At 74.3% G+C, this 17,992-nt stretch carries 19 protein-coding genes; 3 read left to right on the top strand and 16 right to left on the bottom strand.

Annotated elements, in window-relative coordinates; genetic code table 11:
- Position 1: 1 nt before the first annotated feature.
- The 3 genes from H4O22_RS04595 to H4O22_RS04585 form a co-directional block, all read right to left on the bottom strand.
- Positions 2-991, bottom strand: a complete 990-nt coding sequence (locus tag H4O22_RS04595) for an aldo/keto reductase (RefSeq protein ID WP_182525882.1) — start codon at positions 989-991, stop codon at positions 2-4.
- A 73-nt stretch (positions 992-1,064) separates the two neighbouring features.
- Positions 1,065-3,293 (bottom strand): glycoside hydrolase family 15 protein, encoded by a 2,229-nt coding sequence (locus H4O22_RS04590; protein ID WP_182525881.1) that lies wholly within the window; start codon positions 3,291-3,293, stop codon positions 1,065-1,067.
- Positions 3,294-3,357: 64 nt separating this feature from the next.
- Complete coding sequence (locus H4O22_RS04585) at positions 3,358-3,513, bottom strand: hypothetical protein (protein WP_182525880.1); 156 nt, start codon at positions 3,511-3,513, stop codon at positions 3,358-3,360.
- Between the two features lie 16 nt (positions 3,514-3,529).
- Between H4O22_RS04585 and H4O22_RS04580 the strand changes: the two genes are divergently transcribed.
- Complete coding sequence (locus H4O22_RS04580) at positions 3,530-4,135, top strand: hypothetical protein (protein ID WP_182525879.1); 606 nt, start codon at positions 3,530-3,532, stop codon at positions 4,133-4,135.
- On the opposite strand, the gene H4O22_RS04575 is transcribed toward H4O22_RS04580, so the two are convergent.
- From H4O22_RS04575 to H4O22_RS04565, 3 genes are all read right to left on the bottom strand, one after another.
- The gene (locus H4O22_RS04575; protein ID WP_182525878.1) at positions 4,119-4,586 is read right to left on the bottom strand and encodes a hypothetical protein; all 468 of its coding nucleotides are present in this window, start codon (positions 4,584-4,586) and stop codon (positions 4,119-4,121) included. The genes H4O22_RS04580 and H4O22_RS04575 overlap by 17 nt on opposite strands.
- Before the next feature lie 104 nt (positions 4,587-4,690).
- Complete coding sequence (locus H4O22_RS04570) at positions 4,691-4,828, bottom strand: hypothetical protein (protein WP_182525877.1); 138 nt, start codon at positions 4,826-4,828, stop codon at positions 4,691-4,693.
- Between the two features lie 121 nt (positions 4,829-4,949).
- On the bottom strand, positions 4,950-5,651 hold the full coding sequence (locus tag H4O22_RS04565) for a SprT-like domain-containing protein (protein WP_182525876.1): 702 nt from the start codon (positions 5,649-5,651) through the stop codon (positions 4,950-4,952).
- A 140-nt stretch (positions 5,652-5,791) separates the two neighbouring features.
- On the opposite strand from H4O22_RS04565, the gene H4O22_RS04560 reads away from it, so the two are divergent.
- Positions 5,792-6,196, top strand: coding sequence for a VOC family protein (locus tag H4O22_RS04560; RefSeq protein WP_182525875.1), 405 nt, complete (start codon positions 5,792-5,794; stop codon positions 6,194-6,196).
- A gap of 62 nt (positions 6,197-6,258) precedes the next feature.
- Here the strand turns inward: H4O22_RS04560 and H4O22_RS04555 are convergent, their stop codons facing one another.
- From H4O22_RS04555 to H4O22_RS04545, 3 genes are all read right to left on the bottom strand, one after another.
- Entirely contained in the window at positions 6,259-7,476 is a 1,218-nt protein-coding gene (locus H4O22_RS04555; RefSeq protein ID WP_227466560.1) for a fatty acid desaturase family protein, read from the bottom strand.
- Positions 7,477-7,554: 78 nt separating this feature from the next.
- Positions 7,555-10,851: a DEAD/DEAH box helicase gene (locus H4O22_RS04550; protein WP_182525874.1), complete on the bottom strand. Its 3,297-nt coding sequence runs from the start codon at positions 10,849-10,851 to the stop codon at positions 7,555-7,557.
- Between the two features lie 116 nt (positions 10,852-10,967).
- Positions 10,968-11,534: a hypothetical protein gene (locus H4O22_RS04545; protein WP_182525873.1), complete on the bottom strand. Its 567-nt coding sequence runs from the start codon at positions 11,532-11,534 to the stop codon at positions 10,968-10,970.
- A gap of 71 nt (positions 11,535-11,605) precedes the next feature.
- Between H4O22_RS04545 and H4O22_RS04540 the strand changes: the two genes are divergently transcribed.
- On the top strand, positions 11,606-11,995 hold the full coding sequence (locus H4O22_RS04540; RefSeq protein ID WP_182525872.1) for a DUF2237 family protein: 390 nt from the start codon (positions 11,606-11,608) through the stop codon (positions 11,993-11,995).
- 13 nt (positions 11,996-12,008) lie between these two features.
- Here the strand turns inward: H4O22_RS04540 and H4O22_RS04535 are convergent, their stop codons facing one another.
- From H4O22_RS04535 to H4O22_RS04505, 7 genes are all read right to left on the bottom strand, one after another.
- Positions 12,009-12,551, bottom strand: coding sequence for a C40 family peptidase (locus tag H4O22_RS04535; protein ID WP_182525871.1), 543 nt, complete (start codon positions 12,549-12,551; stop codon positions 12,009-12,011).
- Positions 12,552-12,866: 315 nt separating this feature from the next.
- Positions 12,867-13,442: an NERD domain-containing protein gene (locus H4O22_RS04530; RefSeq protein ID WP_182525870.1), complete on the bottom strand. Its 576-nt coding sequence runs from the start codon at positions 13,440-13,442 to the stop codon at positions 12,867-12,869.
- A 119-nt stretch (positions 13,443-13,561) separates the two neighbouring features.
- Positions 13,562-14,530, bottom strand: a complete 969-nt coding sequence (locus H4O22_RS04525) for an MsnO8 family LLM class oxidoreductase (protein WP_182525869.1) — start codon at positions 14,528-14,530, stop codon at positions 13,562-13,564.
- Between the two features lie 113 nt (positions 14,531-14,643).
- On the bottom strand, positions 14,644-15,906 hold the full coding sequence (locus H4O22_RS04520) for an HNH endonuclease signature motif containing protein (protein WP_182525868.1): 1,263 nt from the start codon (positions 15,904-15,906) through the stop codon (positions 14,644-14,646).
- A gap of 69 nt (positions 15,907-15,975) precedes the next feature.
- Positions 15,976-17,289: a hypothetical protein gene (locus H4O22_RS04515; RefSeq protein WP_182525867.1), complete on the bottom strand. Its 1,314-nt coding sequence runs from the start codon at positions 17,287-17,289 to the stop codon at positions 15,976-15,978.
- 70 nt (positions 17,290-17,359) lie between these two features.
- Complete coding sequence (locus H4O22_RS04510; protein ID WP_182527263.1) at positions 17,360-17,761, bottom strand: type II toxin-antitoxin system VapC family toxin; 402 nt, start codon at positions 17,759-17,761, stop codon at positions 17,360-17,362.
- On the bottom strand, positions 17,754-17,972 hold the full coding sequence (locus tag H4O22_RS04505) for a type II toxin-antitoxin system CcdA family antitoxin (protein ID WP_182525866.1): 219 nt from the start codon (positions 17,970-17,972) through the stop codon (positions 17,754-17,756). The genes H4O22_RS04510 and H4O22_RS04505 overlap by 8 nt, the downstream gene beginning before the upstream one ends.
- Positions 17,973-17,992 lie beyond the last annotated feature (20 nt).

Below are 17,992 nucleotides of genomic sequence, written 5' to 3'. Positions count from 1 at the left end.
CCTACCAACGGTCGTGGACGGCCTCGCGGAAGTAGGTGTCGTAGAGCTTCCGCACCCCGTCCTGGAGCTCGGGCGCGAGGGCGGGCAGGCTGCCCGCGGCGGCGTTGGCGCGCGCCTGGTCGGGGTTGCGGGCGCCCGGGATGACGGTGCTGACGCCGTCGAGCTGGGCCACCCAGGCGAGCGCCACCTGCGCGGGGGTCGCGCCCGCGGGGCCGTACTGGCCGGCCAGCTTCGTGAACTCCCGCGCCGCCGCGACGCCCGTGGCGAAGTCGACGCCCGAGAACGTCTCGCCGACGTCGAACGCGCTGCCGTCGCGGTTGTAGGTGCGGTGGTCGTCGGCGGCGAACGTGGTCTGCTCGTCGTACTTGCCGCTCAGCAGGCCGGAGGCCAGCGGCACCCGCGCGATGATGCCGACGCCGGCCTCCCGGGCGGCGGGCAGCACCCGGTCGAGCGGCTTGAGCCGGAACGCGTTGAGGATGATCTGGACGCTGGCGACGTGCGGGCGGGCGATCGCGCTGAGCGCCTGGTCGGCGGTCTCGACGCTCACGCCGTACGCCGCGATCGCGCCGTCCTCGACGAGCGCGTCGAGGGCGTCGTACGTCGCGTCGGCGTCGATCGTCGCGCTCGGCGGGCAGTGCAGCTGCACCAGGTCGAGGGTGTCGACGCCGAGGTTCTTGCGGGAGCGGTCGGTCCACGCGCGGAAGTTGTCCAGCACGTAGTTCTCCGAGACCTGGTCCATCCGGCGGCCCATCTTGGTGGCGACCGTGATGCCGTCGTGGCTGCGCAGGAACTTCCCGATCACCTGCTCGCTGCGGCCGTCGCCGTAGACGTCGGCGGTGTCGAAGACGGTGACGCCGGACTCGACGCTCGCCTCGAGGACCGCGGTCGCGTCGGCCTCGGTGACCTCGCCCCAGTCGGCGCCGAGCTGCCAGGTGCCGAGCCCGATGACCGACACGTCCCGGCCGGTGCGGCCGAGCTTCCTGCTGTCCATGGTGTGTCTCCGTTCGTCGACGACGTCCATCCTGCAGGGAGGTACCCCAACCGGGGCCGCGGGGTCCGACCGATCAGCCGAGGTAGCGCCGCGCGACGATCCGCTGGAGGTCCACCGGGGTTCCGCGCTCGATCGTCCAGGCGAGCCGGACCAGGCCGGAGTGCGACCACACCAGCGGCGTCGCCGCGCGGGTGCCCTCGCCCTCGGGGCAGCAGCCCTCGCCGGTCGGCGGGCGACCGTCCCAGACCTGCTCGGAGATCATGTCGCTGGGTCCGGCGGCGGCCGCCATCGCCGCGAGGTGGGTCGACGCGTCGCGGCCCGCGGCCACGGCGTACTCGCCCCGCTCGCCGGTGAGCAGCGGCCAGGCGCGCCCGAGCGTGGTGCCCGTGCCGGGCTCGGTGATCTCCCACTGCCCGCCGGACCGGGTCTCGCCGTACCCGTCGAAGGAGAAGCGGCGCCAGAACGGTCCGTTCGGCGTCGAGACGAGCAGCTCGTCGTCGACGACGCCGAGGGTGCGGCGTACGGCACGGTCGCGCGGCGCGAGCACGCCGAAGCGCACCAGGTCGAGGAAGCTGGGGTCCACGACCCGGCGCTGGTCGACGCTCCTCGGCCCGCCGTCGCCCATCGGGTAGCGGGTGCCGCGGTCGGGCCGGCCGTCCTTGGTGACGCGCAGGAAGTACGGCCCGTCCGCCAGCGGCCCGGTGCGGGTGACCGTCCAGTCCTTGACCCGCGCCTGCCACCGGTCGGCGGTGCGCAGCCAGCTCCGGGCCAGCCGCCCGGCGCCGTTCTCGCGGGCGATCGCGGCGGCGCTGACCAGGCCGTTGACCTGCGCCGCGATCGAGCCGGGCGAGTAGCCGGACTGGTTCTCCCAGCGCTCCTGCGGGGAGTACGGCGCGCGCCGCCCGGTCTCCTCGTCGCGGAACCGGACCAGGAAGCGGGCCGCCTTGCGCACCCCGCGCCAGGTGCGCGGGCCGTCGCGCCCGGTCAGGTGCGCGAGCACGATCGGGAGCGCGACCTCGTCGAGCTGCAGCTCGGACCAGACCGGCCGCCCGGCCACGTCGGAGTTCTGCGGGAACGACCCGTCCGCGCGCTGCTGGACCTCGAAGAGCCAGTCCACGACCCGGCGGGCGGCGGCCCGGTCGCCGACCGCCCAGAGCGCGGTGCCGAACTGGTAGGCGTCCCGCGACCAGACCAGGTGGTAGGCGCCGGAGGGGCTGGAGAGGTCCTTCACCTCGTCGCCCCACACCCACGGCGCGGACGGCGAGGCGACGATCGCGCCGCGGTGCCGCTTGTCCTCCGCCGCGGCGACGACGAGCGCCGAGGCGAGGTACTGCCGGCGCACGGCCGCCGCGGACGCCGGCACCTCCCTCAGCGAGTCGAGGTAGCCGGCCCAGCCCGCGTCGTAGGAGTCGGCGGTGGCCTGCCAGCCGGCCCTCCGCGTCGCCCTCGCGGCGCCCAGGGCCGAGGCGGCGGTGCGCCCGAACCCGAGGCTCAGGCTGGCGTCCTGCGCGCCGGGCAGGCCGGTGACGCCGGCGACCCGGCCGGTCTGCACGACGTTGCCCGGCTCCGCCAGCCTCCGGCGCCGGTCGTCGAGGTCGTGGTCGCGGCGCAGGTCGCGCCACCCGTCGGTGGTGCGGTGGTAGCCGTTGCTCGTCGCGTCGAAGCGCGGCTCCGCCACCAGCGCCGCGGCGACTCGTGCCCTGCGGTCCACGGACACCAGCGCGCCATCCCCGGTCGAGCGGGCCCGGTCGTCCATGCCGGTGTTGGCCAGCGCCGGGTCGTGCAGCACGTAGAGCGCGAGCGGGGTGCCGTCGAGCGACTCCAGGCGCACGTCGATCGCGACCGTGCTGCGGCGCGGGTCGGTGACCACCTGCTGGGTGACCCGGTAGGCCCCGGACCGCGCCTCGCTGACCTGGGTGAACCGCAGGCTGCCCTCCTCGGGCCGGGTGACCTCGTGGGTCATGTCGCGGGACCGGTCGGTGAACGTCGCGCCGTCGGTGACCACCAGCTCGAGCGCGCGGACGCTGGGCGTGGACAGGTCGGGGTAGAACACCTCGCTCATCCGCCCGCCCTGGAGCGTGAACCACACCCGGCTGCGGCGGGTGCGCGCGGTCCCGAAGCCGGTCTTGTCGGCCTCGGTCCAGGTGGACTTCTCCCCCGGCCCCGCGGGCGGCGGCGGCTGGCGGGACGGGTCGGCCTGGGCGGCGGGTACGCCGGCCGCGGCGACCCCCAGGGCGAGCGCGGTGGTGAGCGCGGTGGTGAGCGCCGCGGTCAGGGTGGCGGTGAGCGGGCGTGCGGACACGGCGTACCTCCCAGAGGGGCCCGAGGTGGGGTGCTGATCCCCTACCCCGTGCCGCACGTCACAATCAGCGTCGCTCCGGCTCCCGCAGCCGCTCGTGCAACTTGGCGCGCACCTCGTCCGGCGTCACCTGCGCACGCCGGCGCTGGTCACGCGCCATGATGGCGCCGGTGGCGGCCACGCCGGCCACCCCTGCGATCCCGAGCACCTTCCACAGCCGCACCGAGGAGCCCCTTCCCGTGACCGACCTGTCCTTGGACGAGGCCGTGGACCTCACCCGCACCGGCGACCTGTGGTTGTTCCGCGGCCGCTCCGCCGCGGACCACGCTATCCGGATGCTGACCAACGCGCCCGTCAACCACGTCGGCATGGCGATCGTGCTCGACGACCTGCCGCCGCTGATCTGGCACGCCGAGCTGGGCAAGGGCCTGCTCGACGTGTGGGCGGGCACCCACCACCGCGGCGCGCAGCTGCACGACCTGCGCGAGGCGGTGCAGCAGTGGACCGGCCGCTACGAGCAGCGCGCGTGGCTGCGCCAGCTCGACGGCGCGGTCACCCCCGCGATGGAGGACGCCGCGCTGCGCACGGTCGCCCGCCTCGACGGGACCCCGTTCCCGCCGACCGCCGCGCTGGCGGGCCGCTGGCTGCGCGGCCGCGCGCACCTCGTGGCGGCGGCGGAGACGACGTACTGCGCGGAGGTGGTGGCCGCGGCGTACACCGCGATGGGGCTGCTCGCCGACTGGCCGCCGACGAACTACTACGACCCCGGGCGGTTCTGGTCCGGCGACGAGCTCGACCTGCGGCAGGGCGCCAGCCTGGGCCGGGAGATCAGGGTTCGGGCGTGACGTCGGCGTGCAGGCCGGACTCGGTCAGCCGCCACACGCCGGGTGCGGCCGCGGTGAGGTAGCCCTCGTCCATCAGCGCCTTGCGCGCCTTCCGCGCCGCCGCCCGCCAGCGCAGCTCGCCCTGCGGGTTGCTCTCGTGGTCACCGGGACGGAGCAGGTCGCCGACCCGCTCCTCGAGACGCGTGAAGACGTCGTCGACGTCGAGCTCGCCGCCGGCCTCCTGGAGCGTCGCCAGCACGTGCGGGCGCAGCTCCTCGGGCGACGTCCACTTGCGGGGCGCGGTCGACCGGACGGGCGCCGCCCGGGTCGCGGGGGTGCCGGGCACCCGGGGCTGCACCTTGACCCTCGGGGTCGCCTTGGCGCGCGACGTACGAGGGGCCGGCGGCGGCTTCGGCGGCGGCACCGGTTCGGGCCGGCCGTGCACGCACTGGCTGAACGGGAGCTCACACATCTCGCAATAGTCGGAGTCGGCCACATGACGAACCTACGTCGTGGGTGATCCGGGCGGGACGGCGGGCGGCGCCACCCGCTCCGCGGGCTCGGCGGGGCGTCGGGTCAGCGGTCGCGCAGGCGCCGCGCCTCGCGCTCGATCTCCTCCTGGTGGCGACGGCGGATCTCGGCCAGGCGCTGCTGCTTCTCCTCGTCGCTGAGCGCGTGCCAGAACCGGCGGCGGCGTACGGGCTGCGGCCTCATCAGGACCTCCGAGGGCGGTGGGACACCCACCACGGTAAGGAGCAACGACGCTCACCGCATCCGACTTTCGTCGGTCCCAGGGTCGGCTCAGGGTCGACTCCGGCCGACCCTCAGGGTCGCCTCAGGTCGCGCGCTCGACCAGCTCGAAGGGCACCGTGAGCACCCCCTCGGGGGTGCGGAGGTGGTAGCGGGTGCGGCCGCGCTTGACCACCGCGCCGACCGCGCCGTGGTAGCGCCCCACGGCGATCACCCGGGCCCGCTCCCCCGGCCGCAGCACGACGACCGGCCGGCTGCCCGGGATGCCGGCGGGCATCGTCTCCGCCCGCTCGCGGAGCCGGCGCAGCTGCGCCTCGTAGCGCGCCGACATCGCGACGGTGCGGCCGTGGTGGGTCCAGGTGAGGAGGTGGGCCAGGTCGAACGCCGGGCCGCACCGCCGGCAGGCCGCCGGCCGGTCGGGGCGCCGGTGCCGGGTCACCTGGTGACCGGCCGTGCAGGTGCCGACCCAGGCACCCGTCAGCTCCGGTGCGTCCGGCCGCACGCACCGCTCGCCCGAGCAGCCGATCCGCCGCGCGGTCGCCCGCCAGACGGCGTCGTGGCCGTGCCGGACGCCCACCAGGGCGTGGGCGATCTCGTGGAGCAGGGTGTCGCGCACGTCGGCCTCGTCGTGCAGCTCGGTCAGCGGCGCGCTGAGGCCGATCTCGCGGCGCTCGGAGCGGCAGATCCCGGCGCGACGCTTGGCGCGGTCGAAGACCAGCGACCAGTCCTGGAGCCCGTGCTCGTCGAGGAGCGCACGGCCCAGGGCTGCGGCGGCGGCGAGCTGCACGGCGTACCTCCTCGGGGGTCGGCTGGACTGGATCCGGCAGGACGGAACGATAGTCGCGGGTGCCGACAGTCCGCGGGACGCCGATGAGTTCCGGGCCGGCCGGGAGTCAGTCCGGGCACACCCGCGACCCAGGAGGAGCCATGCCCACCCTGCTCAACCCCTACCTGCACTTCCCCGGCACCGCCCGGGAGGCACTGGACTTCTACCGGTCCGTCTTCGGCGGCGACCTGGACGTGATGACCTACGGCGAGATGGGCATGGACGGCGACCAGGCCGCGCAGGTCATGCACGGCCAGCTGACCGCCCCGAGCCTGACCCTGATGGCCTCCGACGGCATGCCCGGCGAGGAGCTGGTCCGCGGCAACACCAGCAACCTCAGCCTCAGCGGCGACGACGAGACCGAGCTGCGCGGCTGGTTCGACCGGCTCGCCGACGGCGGCGAGGTGCACGTGCCGCTCGAGAAGCAGGTCTGGGGCGACGTGTTCGGTCAGTGCGCCGACCGGTTCGGCGTGACCTGGCTGGTCAACATCGCCCAGCCGGGGTGACCGCCCGGGACGTCATACGAGCTGGCGGCGATTGGCGCCGACTCGTATGACGTCCGGCGGCGTCAGGCGGGACGCGCCGCCAGCTTGCGCAGCTGCGGCACCAGGTTGCGCCGGTTGGTCTCCGCGAGCCAGCCGTTGGGCAGCGAGAGCCGGACCACCTTGTGCCAGGCGCTGCCGACCTGCTGGACGAGCGGGCGCGAGCAGTAGTTGAGGCCGAACTTGTCGAAGACCTCGCGCACCCGCGGCGCGACCTCGGCGTACCGGTTGCTGGGCAGGTCGGGGAACATGTGGTGCTCGATCTGGTGCGAGAGGTTGCCGGCCAGCAGGTGCAGGAGCGGCGAGCCGGAGATGTTGGCCGAGCCGAGCATCTGGCGGACGTACCACTCGCCGCGCGACTCGTTCTCGTCGAGCTCGTCGAGCTCGAAGGCCTCGACCCCCTCGGGGAAGTGCCCGCACATGATGATCGAGTGGCTCCACAGGTTGCGGACCAGGTTGGCGGTGGCGTCCGCCTTCATCGTCGAGCGCCAGGCACGGCCCGACAGCAGCGGCCAGACGACGTAGTCCTTCGCCCCCTGGCGCAGGATCCGCTTCAGCGTCGTCATCGCCTCGGCCTTCTTCTCCGGCGACATCTTCCGCTTGTCGCGCAGGTGCTCGCCGAAGTCGAGGTCGTACATCGCGATGCCCTGCTCGAAGATGCAGGCGGTGAAGAAGTTCCAGATCGGCTGGACCAGGTAGCGCGGCTCCCACTCCTGCCCCTCGTCGACGCGCATGATGCCGTAGCCGAGGTCGTTGTCCTTGCCGATGATGTTCGTGTAGGTGTGGTGCACCTGGTTGTGCGCGCGCTGCCACTGCTCCGGCGGCGAGGCGTGGTCCCACTGCCAGGTCGTGGAGTGGATCTTGGGGTCGCGCATCCAGTCCCACTGCCCGTGCAGGACGTTGTGGCCGATCTCCATGTTGTCGAGGATCTTGGCCAGGCTGAGCGCGGCCGTGCCCAGCACCCACGCCTTCCGGTTGCGGCTCGCCAGCAGCACCACCCGGCCGCCGAGCTCGAGACCGCGCTGCACCTTGACCAGCCGACGGATGTACGCCGCGTCCCGCTCGCCGCGGTCGTCGAGCACCTGCTGGCGGATGGCGTCGAGCTCCTGGCCGAGCAGCTCGATCTCCTCGGGGGTCAGTCCGCCCGGGCCGCTCGGGGCGGAGGTCGTCGCCGGAATGTCCGCTGCGTCTGCAGGTGCGCTCGCCGGTGCGCTGGCCGGGGCGCCCATGGTGCTGGTCGTCATGGCCTTACAGTGCCCTGTCCGGCCCTCCGATGAACGGGGGGGTATGGCAAAACACGCGGCGCGCGCGGCGCTGCCGGATCACTCCCCGAGCAGCGCCCGGACGTCGTCGGCGGTGACCGCCGTCGACATCGCGCCGTCGCCGTCGACGACCTGGGCGAAGAGCGCGGCCTTGCGGGACTTCAGCTCCATCACCTTCTCCTCGATGGTGTCGGTCGCGACCAACCGGTAGACCATCACCGGCTGCTCCTGGCCGATCCGGTGGGCACGGTCGACGGCCTGCGCCTCGGCGGCGGGGTTCCACCACGGGTCGAGCACGAAGACGTACGTCGCCTCGGTGAGGTTGAGGCCGACGCCGCCCGCCTTGAGGCTGATCAGGAACGCCGGGGCCGTGCCGTCGCGGAACTCCGAGATCGCGGCGTCGCGGTCACGGGTGCGGCCGTCGAGGTAGGCGTGCGCGATGCCCTCCTCGTCCAGCCGCTTCCGCACCCGGGCGAGGAAGCTCGTGAACTGGCTGAAAACCAGGGCCCGGTGCCCCTCCGCGGCGAGCTCCTGGAGGTGCTCGACGAGGACGTCGATCTTCGCCGACCCGACCGCGTCGTGCTCGGGGTCGACCAGCGCCGGGTCGAGGCTGAGCTGGCGCAGCTTGGTGAGCGAGGAGAAGATCGCGACCCGGTTGGCGTTGAAGTCGCCGACCAGCCCGAGGATGTGCTGCCGCTCGCGCTGCAGGTGGACGTCGTACACCCGGCGGTGCCGCGGCCCGAGGGCCACGTCGAGCACCTGCTCCTGCTTGGGCGGCAGGTCGGCGGCGACCAGCTCCTTGGTGCGGCGGAGGAGGAAGGGCCGGATGCGGGTGCGGAACCGGCGCAGCGCCCCCTCGTCGCCCTGCCTCTCGACCGGGGTGGCGACCAGCTCGGCGAACTTGCGCGGCCACGGGTAGAGGCCGGGCGCGACGATCGAGAGCAGCGACCAGAGCTCCATCAGCCGGTTCTCGAACGGGGTGCCGGTGAGCGCGACCCGGAACGGCGCGTCGACGCGGCGGACGGCCTGGTAGGTCTTGCCCTGATGGTTCTTGACCTGCTGGGCCTCGTCGAGGATCAGCCCGCCCCACGGGCGCGCGGCGTACTCGTCGGCCTCGAGCCGCAGCAGGGTGTACGACGTGACCACGATGTCGGCGTCCTCGGCCAGCTCGGCGACGCTGGCGCCGCGACGGCGCTGGCCGGCGGTCACCGCCCGGACCTGCAGGCCCGGGGTGTGCTGCGCGGCCTCGCGCACCCAGCCGGGGACGACGCTGGTCGGCGCCACGACGAGGAACGGGCCCGCGCCGCGGCTGCGGGCGTGCGCGACCAGCGCGAGCGCCTGCAGCGTCTTGCCGAGGCCCATGTCGTCGGCGAGGATCCCGCCGAGCCCCGCGTCGTGGAGGAACGCCAGCCAGCGGAACCCCTCGAGCTGGTAGTCGCGCAGCTCGCTGGGCGTGCCGATCGGGTCGATGGCCGGGAGCTCGGTGAGCCCGCGCAGCGCCTGCGCGGCCTCGACCCAGCGCGCGGCCTGGGAGTCGACGAGCCCGATGTCGGCGAGCTCGCCCCACAGGCCGAGGTCGCGGGTGCCGATCCGGAGGCCGTCGCCGTCGTCACCCTCGGCCAGCTCGCGGGCGGCGCGCACCGCGTCGGCCAGCCGGGCCAGGGCCGGGTGGTCGGCGGGCAGGTAGCGGCCGCTGGGCAGGAACAGCTGGTCGCGGTCGAGGGTGAGCGCCTCGAGCACGAAGGTCAGCGGGACCTCCTCGCCGTCGACGCTGATCACGACCCGCAGGTCGAGCCAGTCGACGGGGCCCTCCCCCGCCGCCGCGCCCTCCTCGGCGACCTCGAAACGGATCTCGGGGTCGTCCTCGGCCGGGCGGTAGTCGGGCTGGACCCCGCGCTCCTCGACCTCGACGAGCGGGTCGGCGCGCAGCCGGGGCAGCACCTCGCCGACCAGCGCCAGCAGCCGGTCGCCGCGCAGCTCGGTGTGGCGACGCAGGCCGCCGTCGTCGCCGCGCAGCATCTCGTCGCCGACGGCACCGAGGTCGAGGCGCGCGAGGTGGGCGCGCTCGCGGTCGGGCCGGCGCAGCGCCCCACCGGTGGTGCCGAGCTCGTGCCGCTCCTCCTGCGCGCCGAGCTGGTAGCGCCAGCTCCAGGTCGTCTCGGCCACGCCCGGGCCGCGCCAGCCGACGCTGAGCACCAGGGCGGGCGGCCGCTCCTCGGGGATCGCGACGACGCCGTCGCGCGACCCGACCGGCAGGTGCCGGCGCAGGCGGGGCAGGAAGTCGCGGACGAACCGGTCGGCCTCGGACTCCGGGATGAGCAGCGGGTCGGGCGACTCGACCAGGCGACGCACCGCCGGCGGCACCAGCCGGTCGAGCGGGGCGAGGAGCACGGCACCGGCCTCGGCGTCGACCAGCGCGACCCCGTGGCCCTGCTTGCCGATCACGACCAGCTGCGCACCGGTCCACCACCGGTCGTCGTGCTGGACGCCGACCTCGACCCGCGCCGTACCGTCCTCGGCGCCGCGCACCTCGACCCGCAGGGTCACCGGCTCGCTCAGCACCGAGACCGTGCGCACCTCGTCGCCGCCGATGAGCTCCACCCCGGCGGACCGGGCGCGCTCGAGCATCGCCCAGACGCCGGACCCGAGGTCGTCGAGCGGCGTCTCGCCGGCGTAGAAGTGCGGCGAGCGCCGGGCCGCGGCGAGCTCGGTGAGGACGGCGAGGTGGTCGGGGTCGTAGGTGCCGGAGAACGCCGCGCGGTGCAGGTCGTCCCAGCCCACGCCGCGGCGTACCCACTGGCCGCGGACGCCCTTGGCCACGGGGCGCACCCGGACGGTGGGCCGCTCGGCGCGGTCCTGCCAGGACGGGGCGCGCCGGCTGCCGGCCCCGTCGGCGTCGGGGTGGTCGACGGTCAGCTCGAGGGCGAGCGGCTTCAGGGGCCGCGCGGACGAGTCGTCGCCGAGCTCGCCGAGGAGGCGGTCGAGCCGCTCGACCCAGGCGCTGGGCGGCCCGCCGCCGAGCCGGTCGCGGGCGGCGAGCACGAGGGCGACGGCGTGCTTGCAGTTCTCGCCGACGGGGCAGGTGCAGTCGCCGTCGACGACCACCGAGCGGCCCTTGCGGGTGACGACCGCCGCCACGTCGTACGGGAGGCCCGCGCTGCCCTCGACGTCGGCCATCAGCTCGATGCGGTCCGGGTCGTCGACGATCGAGGTGATCCGGCCGACCCGGCCCTCGGCGACGTACCCGCGGCCGCGGGTCACCGTGCCGGGGTCGAAGGAGAGGTGCAGCGCGTCCTCGTCGAGCTCGGCGAGCAGCGGGACGCGGGCGGATCCGGGATCAGCGGGCTGGTCGGACATGCGGCTCTCCTCCCCCTCGGTCGACGTGCGCTGGAAACTGCAGCGACCATCATCGCCCAGCGCACCGACGTCCCACAGTCCTGGGCCACTCCTGGGCGCGCCCGGCCGGGGACCGGTCAGCCGCGAGCCGTCGCCGTGGACGCCACGCGGCCGCTCAGCTGCCTCCTGCCGGGCACGAAGTCGGAGCCCGCGCCGCCCTCGCCGATGCGGAAGGACCGCACCGAGACCGCGAACGCGGCGGACCTGCCGAGGCAGTCGGGGTCGAAGCGGACCACCGAGCGGCGCTCGCGCATCTTCAGCGCGAAGCAGCCGCGGTCGGTGATGTCCCGGCCCGACTTGCGGAACCCGCGCACGCGGTAGGCGGCGTACTCCGAGAACGAGACGCCGGAAAGGTAGACGTCGGGCCGGCGGTCGCCGCGCAGGTCGAACCAGAGGTCGATCGCGTCGCCGGTGCGCACCGCTCGGGCGTGCCGGACGACGACGGAGGCGCGGGCGTTCGGGCCCGTCGCCGCCCGCAGCGTCATCGACCGCACGTCGTACGACGCGCCGGGGTCGGCCGGGTCGGTGACGGTGCGCTCCGGCGGCGGGGCGAGGGCGTCCGCGGCGGGCGCGTACGCCGTGAGGGAGAGGGTCACCGCGAGGGCGACGGCGGGGGCGGTGGCGAGGGTGCGGAGGTGTCGCATCGGTCCTGGGTCCTTCCGAGACGGTTCCGGGAGACCCATCTTGCACCCGGAACGGCCCCTATCCTCGGACCGTGACCGAGCGCAACGTCCTGGGCGGGGCCCTGGAGCCCTGCGGCACCGACCCGCTGACCGGGTTCTACCGCGACGGGAGCTGTGCGTGCGGGCCCGACGACGTCGGGCTGCACGCGATCTGCTCGATCGTCACCCAGGAGTTCCTCGACCACCAGCGGTCGGTGGGCAACGACCTGACGACGCCACGACCCGAGTACGCCTTCCCCGGCCTGCACCCGGGCGACCCGTGGTGCGTGGTCGCCGGGCGCTGGCTGCAGTCCTACCGCGCCGGGGCCGCCGCGCCGGTGCTGCTGGCGGCGACGAACTACCGCGCGCTCGAGCTGGTGCCGATCGAGCTGCTCCGCGAGCACGCCGTCGACGTGCCCGCGGATCCCAGCGGTCTGGACTAGGACTCCCGCTGCGTCAGCGGACCCGGCCGAAGAAGTGCGAGGAGGTCCAGATCGCGGCGCGGGTGACCCGCTTGCCGGAGCCGGGCGCGTGCCAGATCTGGTTGCCGCCGGCGAAGATCGCGACGTGGTAGACGCCGCCGCCGTTGTGGAAGAACACCAGGTCGCCGGGGCGCGCGGCGGCACGGGAGATCCGCTTGGTGCGGCCCACCTGCCCGCTGCTGGAGTGCGGCAGCTGCTCGCCGGCGGCGGTCCGGTAGACGTACTGGGTGAGGCCGGAGCAGTCGAACCGGTTCGGCCCGGAGCCGCCCCACACGTAGGGGTCCCCGGCCTGGCGACGGACGGCCGCCATGACCTTCGCTCCCCGGGACGGGGACGGGAGACGCTTGAGGGTCATCTGCTCGACCTTGCGGCCCTCGTGGTGCTTCACGCGCTCGGCGGCCTCGGCGGCCGGCGAGAGCGGGCTCACGCCGACGGCGAGACCGAGGGCGAGGACGGAGGTCAGGGTTCCGCGGAGAAGGCGGGCGCGCCACGGCGCGCCGGTGCTGGCGATGGTCACGATGGTTCCTCGGCGATCGCCTGCGGAAGTGGTCCTGTCGGATTCGGACGCCGTGCCCGGCCGAGCGCTGCTCGACTTCACCCCGAGCCCCGCACCTGACGGTGAGGGGCGTGCTACGTGGGACTCCCGTGCCCGTCTCTGCTTCCTCGTGTCGGTGGCCACCTGGCGACGTGACGGGCCTCGGCGCGTTCCAGGTCGGTATCGTGCGGGCGCCGACCGGGCCGGATGCCCGACGACGCCCGTACACGGTCACACACCCCCGCTCGGACGCCAAACCTTTTGCCAAGTGGTGGTCGTCACGACGTACGTCGTGCGCTAGGCCGCCGGGCCGCTCGACGCCTGGAGCACGACCGACGCGGCGGACCCGCGGTCCGGGGCTGCGAGGTCGCGGAGCACGGCCCGCACCTGCCGGCGGGACAGCACCGTGGGACGGGTCAGCAGCAGCCGCCGGATGGTGCCGGCGGAGCAGACGAGCACCCCCTGCGCGGCCCCGGCGACCTCTCCGTCCCGGGCGACGCAGAGCACCGCGTGCACCTGCTGGGCCGCCTTGCCGTCGAGCAGGTCCGCCACCGCGGCCGCCGTGTCGATCGGGACGTGCACGCCGCGCACGTTGCCCGCCTGGCGCAGCACGCCGTCCACGACGTTCACCCGCCCGGACCAGCTCCGGGTCGTGACGACGAAGACGCCACCGGGCCCCACCACGACGTGGTCGGCCACCCCGGCATCGAGCCGGACGTCGTGCTGGACCGTCCAGCCGCGCGGCAGGTCGGCGAGCGCTCGCGCCGTGATCCGGGTGCCCGCGGTGTCCCGGTCCCAGTGCCCGAAGGCCTCCAGGCGCTGGGCGAGGGCGCGCTGCCGTCGCCCGACCTCGTCGATCGACAATCCAGACATGGGCTCCTGCTCCGTCCTGCGTCATCCGTGACACGCGGAGCATCGGTCGGACGGCACCGGTCCTGAGGAGTCGTCCTACGCGAGTCGGCGCTTGTGTCCGGTCGGACACCCCTGGTCCGTCAGGCGAGCAGCGCCGCCAGCGCCGCGTCGGAGGCCGCCAGCGCCGACCTGTCGTACGTCGACCCGGTGGCCAGCAGCTCCTCGGCTCCGGTCAGGTCGGCGAGCTCTTCCAGCCGGCGTCGTACCGTGCTCGCGCTCCCGGCGGCCACCCCGTCGAGACCCTGCCGGACCCGGTCCGCGGTGCGGGCGTCCCGGGGCTGGTCGTGGATGGCGGCGACCGGCTCCAGGGCTCCGAAGACACCGGTCCGGCGGGAGCGGACCATGGCCCACACCTCGGGCAGCGCCAGCTCGCGCGCCTCCGCGTCGGTGTCGGCGACCAGCACGTCGAGCGAGACGGTGACGTGCGGACGGCTGTCGCGGTGCGGCCGGAAGTCGCGGCGGTACGCCGCCAGCAGGTCGGGCAGCTCCGGCTGGTCGAGCACGGGGCCACCGAGGACCACCGGACACCCGAGCTCGGCGGCGACCCGGAGACCCCGACCCGTGGCCAGCACGAAGACCGGGACCACCTCGTCGAGCGCCGGCCGGGCGGTCACCGGCGCAGTGCGGTCCAGGTAGCCCCGCAGCTCGACGAGGTCGTCGCCGAAGGTGTCCGGCTCCTCGGCCGAGCGGCGCAACGCTCGACGTACGGGCTCGGTGAAGCCGACCGAGCGCCCGACGCCGAGGTCCACGCGACCCGGATGCAGACCGGCCAGCATCAGGAACTGCTCGGCCACGACCAAGGGCTGGTGGTTGGGGAGCATCACCCCGCCCGACCCGATCCGGATGGAGGTGGTCCGCGCGCCGATCGCCGCCAGGAGCACCGCCGGGGCCCCGGACGCCACGCCGGGCACGCCGTGGTGCTCGGCCACCCAGAACCGGGAGTAGCCCAGCCGCTCGGCATCCACCGCCCGCTCGATCGTGTGCGTCAGCGCGGCCGCGTCGGGGTGGCCGGCGCGGGTGCGGGAGCGGTCGAGCAGGGAGAGCCTCACCCCGGGGCAACGTCCTGGAGGCGGGACGGCTTCCCCCGTTCTCGGGGCCGCTGGGCATGGCTGGGCTACCCGACGGCGACAGGTCGTCCCTGACTCAGCTCTTCCGTGTCGGCCTACCGTCGTCGGTGGAACCGGATGTCGCCGGAGGCCAGGGTGCGTAGGTCGTAGTCCGGGTCGTGGGCGCAGTGGTGGTGGAACGAGCAGAGCAGGACCCCGTCCTCGAGGTCCGTCCTCCCGCCCTGGCACCAGGGACGCCCCAGGTGGTGGGCCTCGCACCAGGCAGCCGGGACCGAGCAGCCATCGCCGCGGCAGCCGCCGTCCCGCACAGCCATCGCCAGTCGCTGGGCCTCGCTGAACAACCGTCGCGAGCGGCCCAGGTGCAAGGGCTGCCCCTGCCCACCCAGCACCATCGGCACGATGGAGGCGTTGCACGCCAGCCGCAACGCCTCCGAGGCGGAGACCCGGTCGCCGTCCAGCAGCCCGGCCGTCGCGAGACCGGCCGTGAGCTTGTCGTGATCGAGGGTGAACACCATCGTGGTCGCCGACCCGCCGTGCCGCGGCAGGGAGCTCGCCGGGACTGCCTCCAGCAGGGTGGCGAACGCCATCGCGAGCCGTCGCCGATAAGGCAGCCGTTCCCCAGTCGCCTCGTCGGTCACCGGCTGGAGCGGGTCCAGGTGCCGGCGTCGGGGGGCGTCGATCGCCTCCAGGTAGGTGCGCAGCCGCGCCGCCACCGAGTCCGAGACCCGGGCACGGAGCTCGGTCGTGCCGTCACCGCGCTTCCGGAACGACAACGACGTGGTCTCCTTCGCACGGCGGTCCTCGTCCTCCAGCCGACGGCGCTCCTCGCCCTCGAACGCCTCCGGATCCACGATCTCCAGCACCCTGCAACCCAGCACCCGCAGCTCACGCGGACCGAAGTCCGCGGCCTGCTCGACCAGGAGCGCCTCCGCTCGTGCCCGTACGTCGGGCGGCACGTCCGCGGGGAGGCCGTCGAGGGACCGGACGATCGCCTCGGCCTGCTCCAGGTGCACCGACCCCGAGAGCACCCCGGCCTGGACGACTCGCCAACGCTGCTCCAACGCCTCCGCCAACCGGCCGTCCGCGCGTGCGCTCTGCTGGCTGCTCCTCGTCCGGTGCGCCAACCAGCTGGCCGCCGACCGGGCGCCATCCTCGGCCGCGACGTCGTCGGAGACCCCCACCAACCGCAACGCCAAGCCCCGAAGCCGACTCGCCTCCCGCGTCAGTTCCACCATCAGCTCGGCCCGGTCGGCTGCCGGCAGGAACGCCGGATCGACGTCGGAGACCTCGTCCAGCGCGGCGCCGATCGCCCGGGTGCAACGCCGCACAGGGTGCTCGAGGACCGAACCTTCTGCCATACCCGAAATGCTAGGCGCCACCTCCGACAATTCTCGAACACCAGTTCGAGTCCTGTGGACAGTCCGACCTCACGTCCCTCCCCCGTGGGTGAGCGGCTGGTCGAGCAGCGCAGCCAGCCCCGGCACCCGGCGGCTGCACTCCAGGAACGTGTCGACCACCCGGGGGTGGAAGACGGGACGATGGCACAGCAGGGTGGCCAGGTCGTTGACCCAGTCCTGGATCAGGGCGGAAGCCTGCAGCGCCCGCACACGGACCTCCGGCGACGGCACCCTGCCTCGCCTCGACGGACTCGTCGCGTCCTGCACGGCGACCTCCGGGCCGAAGGCAGCGCTCGTCCACAGCGTCGCCAGCACCGGCCATCGCGACTCCCCCTCGTCGTGGGTCGACCACGTGCGGGCCGCGTCGAGGAGGTCATCGCCCGAGGTGCTGCTCAGGAGGGTCACCACGGCCTGCGCCACCGCGTCGGAGCAGGCCCACCGCCCGTCCGGGGCGAGGGGGCGCCAGGTGAGCGCCGTCCGCACGACGCCCTGGCCGAGCGTCACCACCCGGTCCGGCAGGAGGTCCGCCGTGGCCTCGACCACCAGCGCGGTCGTCACGGCGCCCACCAGGAGGGCGTGCTCGGGTGAGGCGTCCGCCGGCCCGAGGACGGACTCGACCGCCCGCTCCAACCGATCCAGTGCCGGCACCCGACCCGGCTCACGACCTGCTGCCCGAGCGACCGCCGCGGCGTACCCGACCCCGACGTGCCCGGCCACCACGAGCGCCCTGTCCAGGATGCTCTCGAGGGCCTCGGAACCCGCCTGCCAGATCTGCGCGGCCCGCGCCAGCACGAGCGGGGTGCGGGGTCCGTAGACCTGTCCGGGATCCCAGGACGGGGCACGAGGGAGCTCCCAGCCCGGCGGTACCACGATCGCCGGAACGAGCCCGGCGACGATGTCGTCGTACTCCTCGACCGCTTGCTTCTGCGCCTCGCGCGACAGCGGTCGTGGCGGCCCCAGGGGTGGCCGGACGAGCTCCCATGCGATCGGCAGCACCGGCGCATCGTCGGCACCCCACGCGTCGACGGCATCGGCGGCGACCGGCTCGCCGACGGTGAAGCGCGCCGTCACGAAGCCTTCGTCGTACGACGCCTCCCAGCTGTCGCCCGCGGCGAGCTCGCCGTCGAGGAGCCGCCAGGCCGCCTGGTTCAGGATCCGGCACGCGTCCCGCTGGCTGAAGCACCAGTCCTCGCCCGGGTCATCGCCGAGCGACGGCCTCCCCCAGATGTGCAGCTCGGGCCTACCCTCGCGCGCCAGGCCCTCGGTGTAGGCGAAGTCGGAGCCACCGCCGTCCGGGTCGAAGACGGCGGTGACCATCCACCACGGGTGTCGCGTCTCGTCCATGGACCCACGGTGGCACCGCTCGCCGACAACCGACACCGGTCCGAAGCCCGCCTGTGGACAACCCGTCGACTCAGCCGATCAGCGCGACCCGGGCAGCGCCACGCGCCAGCCGAGCGTCGGTGGTGACCACCGGGAGGCCGAGATGCTCGGCGAGCTCGACGTACAGGGAGTCCGCCAACCGGAGGTTCTCCCTGCGAGACCACGCGCCGGCCAGCAGCGGCGGGAGGGGATGCCGCAGGAGGGGCGCCTCGGCCAGGTCGGACAGCGCCGTCGAGACCTGGGCACTCGTCAGGAGTTCTGCGCGATGCAGGCGTCCCAGCGCCGACAGGCACTCCACGTCCAGGTGGGCCGGCGCGTGGAGCACCAGGCCGGCGAGGCGCGCTCGTACCGCTCCGGCCAGCTCCGTCCCCGCCAGGAGATCCACGAGGGCCGAGGCGTCGACGACCGCACCGGACGTCGTCCCCTCAGGCACCGAGCTCGTCCCGGGCTGCGTCCAGTGCTGCCGCCACGGCAGCGTGGGTGGCGGCCGATACCGGGCGATCGATCCGCGCGAGCCACGAGTCCGTGGCCGCCCGCGAGAGCGCATCCGAGAGTGCCTGCTGGGTCAGCGCCGAGACGTTCAGGCCTGCGTCGCGGGCTGCTGCCGCCAGCTCGTCGGGGACGTAGACGTTCAGGCGTGCCATACACACAAGGTACACACCTC

The organism is Nocardioides dongkuii (assembly GCF_014127485.1).
Lineage (GTDB): Bacteria > Actinomycetota > Actinomycetes > Propionibacteriales > Nocardioidaceae > Nocardioides > Nocardioides dongkuii.
The sequence above is the reverse complement of the archived record's forward strand: the minus strand, read 5'-3'. Positions and strand labels throughout refer to the sequence as shown.

Bases quoted from the DNA above. Each gene is read 5' to 3' on its own strand.
- H4O22_RS04520 (WP_182525868.1), bottom strand. From the start codon at position 15,906: ATGGCAGAAGGTTCGGTCCTCGAGCACCCTGTGCGGCGTTGCACCCGG.
- H4O22_RS04560 (WP_182525875.1), top strand. From the start codon at position 5,792: ATGCCCACCCTGCTCAACCCCTACCTGCACTTCCCCGGCACCGCCCGG.
- H4O22_RS04505 (WP_182525866.1), bottom strand. From the start codon at position 17,972: ATGGCACGCCTGAACGTCTACGTCCCCGACGAGCTGGCGGCAGCAGCC.
- H4O22_RS04515 (WP_182525867.1), bottom strand. From the start codon at position 17,289: ATGGACGAGACGCGACACCCGTGGTGGATGGTCACCGCCGTCTTCGAC.
- H4O22_RS04550 (WP_182525874.1), bottom strand. From the start codon at position 10,851: ATGTCCGACCAGCCCGCTGATCCCGGATCCGCCCGCGTCCCGCTGCTC.
- H4O22_RS04570 (WP_182525877.1), bottom strand. From the start codon at position 4,828: ATGAGGCCGCAGCCCGTACGCCGCCGCCGGTTCTGGCACGCGCTCAGC.
- H4O22_RS04530 (WP_182525870.1), bottom strand. From the start codon at position 13,442: ATGTCTGGATTGTCGATCGACGAGGTCGGGCGACGGCAGCGCGCCCTC.
- H4O22_RS04595 (WP_182525882.1), bottom strand. From the start codon at position 991: ATGGACAGCAGGAAGCTCGGCCGCACCGGCCGGGACGTGTCGGTCATC.
- H4O22_RS04555 (WP_227466560.1), bottom strand. From the start codon at position 7,476: ATGACGACCAGCACCATGGGCGCCCCGGCCAGCGCACCGGCGAGCGCA.
- H4O22_RS04575 (WP_182525878.1), bottom strand. From the start codon at position 4,586: ATGTGTGAGCTCCCGTTCAGCCAGTGCGTGCACGGCCGGCCCGAACCG.
- H4O22_RS04545 (WP_182525873.1), bottom strand. From the start codon at position 11,534: ATGCGACACCTCCGCACCCTCGCCACCGCCCCCGCCGTCGCCCTCGCG.